At 35.4% G+C, this 624-nt stretch carries 1 protein-coding gene; it reads right to left on the bottom strand.

Annotation, left to right across the window (positions count from 1 at the left end; translation table 11 throughout):
* Nucleotides 1-120: 120 nt before the first annotated feature.
* Nucleotides 121-624, bottom strand: a 504-nt coding sequence (locus VSA01S_RS19865) for a LemA family protein (protein WP_147052817.1), incomplete at its 5' end; no start/stop codon positions are given.

Genomic DNA, 624 nt, shown 5'->3' with positions numbered 1-624 from the left:
CATAACGCATTGCTCAGTGATGATTCATAGTTAAATTCTGGCGGGTTGTGAGGTTTTTGCAACAGGCCCATATTAAGAGGTTTATGAATTTATTGGGCTTGTTGCAACAAGCCCCTAAACTTAGCTAAAGTTTGGCTTGTACTCAAAAGCGTTTTCAGCTTCGGAATCTTTAAAGGTGCCTAAGATCTCTTTTTTATTTAACACTGAATTGACTAAAGAATTAGGAAAAACTTGTATTCCATTATTAAACAGTTCTATATTTTGATTAAATATTCGGATAGATGCTCCAATATCTTCTTGCTGTTCAACTATTTGCTTCATTATATTGTTGTAAAGATTAGAAGCTTTTAGCTCTGGATAGTTTTCAACAGCTACCTTCAGCTCTGCAACCAAATCCTTTGTTTTAGTCTCAGCATTACCTAAAGCGACTTTATCCATACTTGAGTCATCAAGATCATTAATTGCTGTCCTTAACTCAGTAATCTGCTTTAATATGGCATACTCAAAGCCTTTATATTGGTTAGCTAACTCTTCTAAATTTGGAATGATTTTATTCTTTTGACGTTCTTGGCTAATTACATCTTGCCGTAAGCGGCCTTCACGTTTGAGCCGATCAATGGCGTT

Source organism: Vibrio sagamiensis NBRC 104589, from assembly GCF_007990935.1.
GTDB lineage: Bacteria > Pseudomonadota > Gammaproteobacteria > Enterobacterales > Vibrionaceae > Vibrio > Vibrio sagamiensis.
The sequence above is the reverse complement of the archived record's forward strand: the minus strand, read 5'-3'. Positions and strand labels throughout refer to the sequence as shown.